The 5,206-nt window shown below is 74.2% G+C and carries 2 protein-coding genes; both read left to right on the plus strand.

All coding sequences use genetic code 11. From position 1 onward, the window contains the following. The coding region (locus WA788_RS34910; RefSeq protein WP_335984398.1) for an SDR family NAD(P)-dependent oxidoreductase at nucleotides 1-3,046 on the plus strand (3,046 nt) is incomplete at its 5' end. Between the two features lie 108 nt (nucleotides 3,047-3,154). Continuing rightward, on the plus strand, nucleotides 3,155-5,206 hold a 2,052-nt coding region (locus tag WA788_RS34915), incomplete at its 3' end, for a type I polyketide synthase (protein ID WP_335984399.1).

A 5,206-nucleotide genomic window follows, 5' to 3' on the forward strand; every position in this document is an offset into this window, starting at 1 on the left:
TTTGGCGGCGGTGTGGGAGGCGGCAGGCGTCGTCCCGGAGGCGGTGGTGGGTCACTCGCAGGGTGAGATCGCGGCGGCGACGGTGGCGGGGATGCTGTCGTTGGAGGACGGGGCTCGGGTGGTGGCGTTGCGGTCGCAGTCGTTGAAGGTGTTGGCGGGTGCGGGCGGGATGCTGTCGGTGAGCAGGTCTGCCGAACAGGTCGAGGAGCGGTTGGCCCGGTTCGGGGACACTGTCGCGCTGGCGGCGGTGAACGGTCCGTCGGCGGTGGTGGTGTCGGGTGAGCCCGCAGCTCTGGAGGAGTTGAAGGCGGAGTTCGAGGCCGAGGGCGTCCGGGCGCGGATGGTGGCGGTGGACTACGCCTCCCACTCGGCGCAGGTGGACCGCCTGGAGGGCGAGATCACGTCCGTCCTGGCGGGCATCAACCCTCGTCGGGGCCGGGTGCCCATGGTGTCGGCGATGACGGGGGAGACCCTGACCGGTGAGGAGTTGGACGCCGGTTACTGGTTCCGCAGTCTCCGCGCGACGGTGCACTTCGACCGTGCGGTGCGGACGTTGGCCGGCCGCGGCCACCAGCTCTTCGTCGAGGTGACCCCGCACCCGGTCCTGATGGGTGCGATGAACGACACCCTGGAGGACGTGGCCCAGGAAGCGGGCCATGGCGCTGAACCCGCGGCCGTCTGCCCGACGTTGCGCCGCGACGACGGCGGTACGGACCGCCTGGTGACCTCGTTCGCCGAGGCGTTCGTCCGCGGCGCGGACGTCGACTGGCGTGCCGTCCTGCCCGCCGGGCAGCAGGTGGAACTTCCCACCTACGCCTTCCGCCGCAGCCGGTTCTGGCCGGAAGGCATCCTGGCGCTGCCCGTGCCCGGTGCCGTGACCGACATGGACGGGACCTCCGCCGAGGTCGACGCGGCCTTCTGGGCGGCCGTCGAGGGCGGCGACCTGGCCCGGCTCGGCGAGACACTGTCGGTGGACGCCGGGCGCCCGTTCCACGAGGTGCTGCCGGCGCTGGCGTCCTGGCGGCGGCGCGAGCAGGACCGTTCCACCACCGCCGGCTGGCGCTACCGGATCACCTGGTCCGCCATCGCCGAACCGGACGCCGGACTGCTGTCCGGCCGGTGGCTGGTGGTGGCTCCGACCGGTGCGGACGGCGGTGCGGATGGCGGTGCGGCCGAGCAGACCGCGGCCGCGCTCTCCGCGCGCGGCGCCGACGCCGTACTGGTCGAGGTGCCGGCCGGCACCGCGGACCGCGACGCGCTGGCCGCCGAGCTCACCGGCCACTCCGAGGCGTCCGCCGTCGCCGGTGTGCTGTCGCTGCTGGCGCTGGACGAGACGCCGCTGCCCGACCACCCGGTGGTGACCGCCGGGGTGGCCGCCAACCTCGCCCTCGTGCAGGCGCTCGGGGACATCGGCATCGAGGCCCCGCTGTGGCTCGCCACCCGCGGCGCCGTGGCGGCCGGCCCGGGTGAGGCGCTGGCCCGCCCGGTGCAGGCGCAGGCATGGGGCTTCGGCCGGGTCGTCGCACTGGAGCAGCCCCAGCGCTGGGGCGGCCTGGTCGACCTGCCGGAGACGGTGGACGAACGGGCCGGTACGCGGCTGGTCGCGGTCCTGGCCGGCTGCGGCGAGAACGAGGTGGCCATCCGGTCCGCCGGGGTACTGGGCCGCAGGATGTCGCGGGTGCCGCGGCGCGAGGTCCGTACGCCCTGGACGCCGAAGGGGACCGTGCTGGTCACCGGCGGCACCGGTGCGATCGCCGGGCACCTGTCGCAGTGGCTGGTCGGCCGGGGCGCCGAACGGATCGTGCTCACGGGCCGCTCCGGCCCCGCGGCCGCCGACGCCGCCGCACGCGCCGCCGAACTGGCCGAGGCCGGCACCCATGTCGACGTCATCTCCTGCGACGTCTCCCGGCGTGCCCCGCTGACCGGCCTGCTCGACTGGATCGGCGGCAGCGGCCCGGCCCTGTCCTCGGTGCTGCACACCGCGGCGGTGCTCGACGACGGCGTGGTGGACCGCCTGACCCCGGCCCGGATGGAAACCGTGCTGGGCGTGAAGGCGCACGGCGCGGAGCTGCTGGACGAATTGACCGCGGACCTGGACCTGGACGCGTTCGTGCTGTTCTCCTCGGCGGCCTCCACGCTCGGTGGCCCGGGTCAGGGCAACTACGCCGCGGCGAACGCGTACTTGGACGCGCTGGCGGAGCACCGCCGGTCCCGCGGCCTGGCCGGTCTCTCGGTCGCCTGGGGCCTGTGGGGCGGTGCCGGGCTGGCGCAGTCCAACGAGGCGATCCGCTCCCGCATGCGCCGGATACCGATGCCGCCGATGGACCCGCAGCTCGCCGTCCGGGCGCTCGGCGAGTCCCTGGACGGACCCGAGCCGAACGTCGCCGTCATGGACTTCGACTGGCAGCAGCTGGGCTCCGCACCCGGCTCGGCCGGCGAACTGGAGATGCCGCTGGTCCGCGACATCCCCGAGATCCGCCGGCTGGCCGCCGAGCGCGCCGCCGCGGGGAGCACCGCCCCCCGCGGCGGCGGCGAGGGCGAACTCGCCGCCCGCGTGGCCGGACTGAGCCGGGCCGAACAGGTCAGGGTGCTGACCGACGCCGTACGCGCCGAGGCCGCCGCCGTGCTCGGGCACGCCTCGGCCGACAGCGTGCAGGCCAGGCAGGCCTTCAAGGACCTGGGCTTCGACTCGCTGACCGCGGTCGAACTGCGCAACCGCCTCGGCGCGGTGACCGGGTTGCGGCTGCCGGCCACCCTGGTCTTCGACCACCCCACCCCGACCGCCCTCGCCGAACGGCTGCGCACCGAGCTCGCTCCCGAGGAGTCGGTGGAAGCACCGCTCCTCACCGAACTCGACCGGCTGGAGGCCGCCTTGCGCTCCGGACCGGTGGACGCGCCGGTGCGGGAGGAAGCCACCGCCCGGCTGCGGAGGCTGCTGGAACTCGTCGGGGAGCAACCCGGCGACCGCGGCAGGAAGCGGAGCGCGGCCGCCATCGACGACGCCTCGGACGACGAACTCTTCGCCTTCGTCGAGGAATTCGAGTGACACCCGCCCGGCCTTGACCGGCCCCGGCCCGACCGGTCCCGGCCCGCACCCCTCGGGGCGGGCTCACCCCAGAACTCAGCTGAAACGTCATTGTGCAAGGAGCGCACCGTGTCCAACGAAGACAAGCTTCGCAGTTACCTCAAGCGAGCCATCGCGGACGCCCAGGACGCCCGCGGCCGGCTGCGCGAGGTGCAGGAGCAGGCGGCGGAGCCGGTCGCCATCGTGGGCATGGGGTGCCGTTTCCCGGGCGGTGTGAGCAGCCCGGAGGAGTTCTGGCAGCTGCTGTCCTCCGGCGGTGACGCGGTGGGCGGCTTCCCCACCGACCGCGGCTGGGACCTGGAGGGCATCTACGACCCCGACGGCGAGCGCGAGGGCACCTCGTACGTCGCCCAGGGCGCGTTCCTCAAGGGCGTGGCCGACTTCGACCCGGCCTTCTTCGGGATCAGCCCGCGTGAGGCGCTGGCGATGGACCCGCAGCAGCGCCTCCTGCTGGAGACGGCCTGGGAGACGCTGGAGCGCGCGGGCATCGACCCGTCGACCCTGAAGGAGAGCTCGACCGGTGTCTTCGCCGGCGGCTTCGCCTCCGGGTACGGCATCGGCCTCTCCTGGGCGGCCGGGCCGGAGGGCTCGGGTGTCGAGGGCCACCTGATGACGGGCAACGCCACCAGTGTGCTGTCCGGCCGGGTGTCCTACGTCCTGGGTCTGGAGGGGCCCGCGGTGACGGTGGACACGGCGTGCTCGTCGTCGCTGGTGGCGCTGCATCTGGCGGTGCAGGCCCTGCGGTTGGGCGAGTGCTCGCTCGCGCTGGCCGGCGGCGTCACCGTGCTGGTGTCGCCCGGCACGTTCGTGGAGTTCTCCCGGCAGCAGGGCCTCTCGGCGGACGGCCGCTGCCGTGCGTTCTCCGAGGACGCGGACGGCACCGGCTGGGCCGAGGGCGTCGGCATGCTCGCCGTCGAGCGGCTGTCCGACGCCCGCCGCAACGGCCACAAGGTCCTTGCGGTGCTGCGGGGTTCGGCGGTCAACCAGGACGGCGCGTCCAACGGCCTGTCGGCACCGAACGGGCCCTCGCAGCAGCGGGTGATCCGCGCCGCGCTGGCCAACGCACGGCTGTCGGCCGCGGATGTCGACGTGGTCGAGGCGCATGGCACGGGCACCACGCTGGGCGACCCGATCGAGGCGCAGGCGCTACTGGCCACCTACGGCCAGGACCGCCCCGAGGACCGCCCGGTGTGGCTGGGCGCGGTGAAGTCCAACATCGGCCACACCCAGGCCGCCGCCGGTGTCGCCGGCGTCATCAAGATGGTGCTGGCGCTCCAGCACGAGCAGCTTCCGCAGACCCTGCACGCGAGCGAGCCGACCTCGCACGTCGACTGGTCCGCGGGTGAAGTGCGTCTGCTGGACGAGCCGATGGCGTGGCCGGCCGGGGAGCGCCCGCGTCGGGCCGGCGTGTCGGCGTTCGGGATCAGCGGGACGAACGCGCACGTCATCCTGGAGGAGGCCCCCGCCGAGGAACCCGCCGTGGACGGCGAGGAGCCGGACGCCGGTGCGGCACCCGCCGCGACTCCCGTGCTCTCCGGTGCCGGGGCGTGGCTGCTGTCCGGTCGCTCCGCGGACGGGTTGGTGGCGCAGGCGGGGCGTCTTCGGGAGTGGGTGGCGGCGCGTCCGGCGGTGGAACCGGTTGATGTGGCGTGGTCGTTGGCGGCGACGCGTACGGCGTTCGAGCACCGTGCGGTCGTGTTCGGCGGCGATCGTGGGGAGTTGCTGGCGGGGGTCCAGGGGCTGGCCGCGGGGACGTCGTCGGCTTCGGTGGTTGCCGGGGTGGCGCGGGCGGATGCCCGGGTGGGCCTGGTCTTTGCGGGTCAGGGTGCGCAGTGGGTGGGGATGGGCCGGGAGTTGTACGGGTCCAGTCCGGTGTTCGCTGAGGTCTTCGACCGGGTGTGCGGGCTGTTGGAACTGGAGTTGGGCGCGGCGGTTCCCGTGCGGGATGTCGTGCTGGGCGCCGAGGGTGTGGACGCGGGTCTGGCGGATCAGACGTTGTACGCGCAGACGGGGTTGTTCGCGTTCGAGGTGGCGTTGGCTGGGGTGTTGGAGGCCGCGGGGGTGCGGCCGGATGCGGTGGTGGGGCACTCGGTGGGTGAGGTGGCTGCGGCGTATGTGGCG

Source organism: Streptomyces sp. CA2R106 (assembly GCF_037034245.1).
Lineage (GTDB): Bacteria > Actinomycetota > Actinomycetes > Streptomycetales > Streptomycetaceae > Actinacidiphila.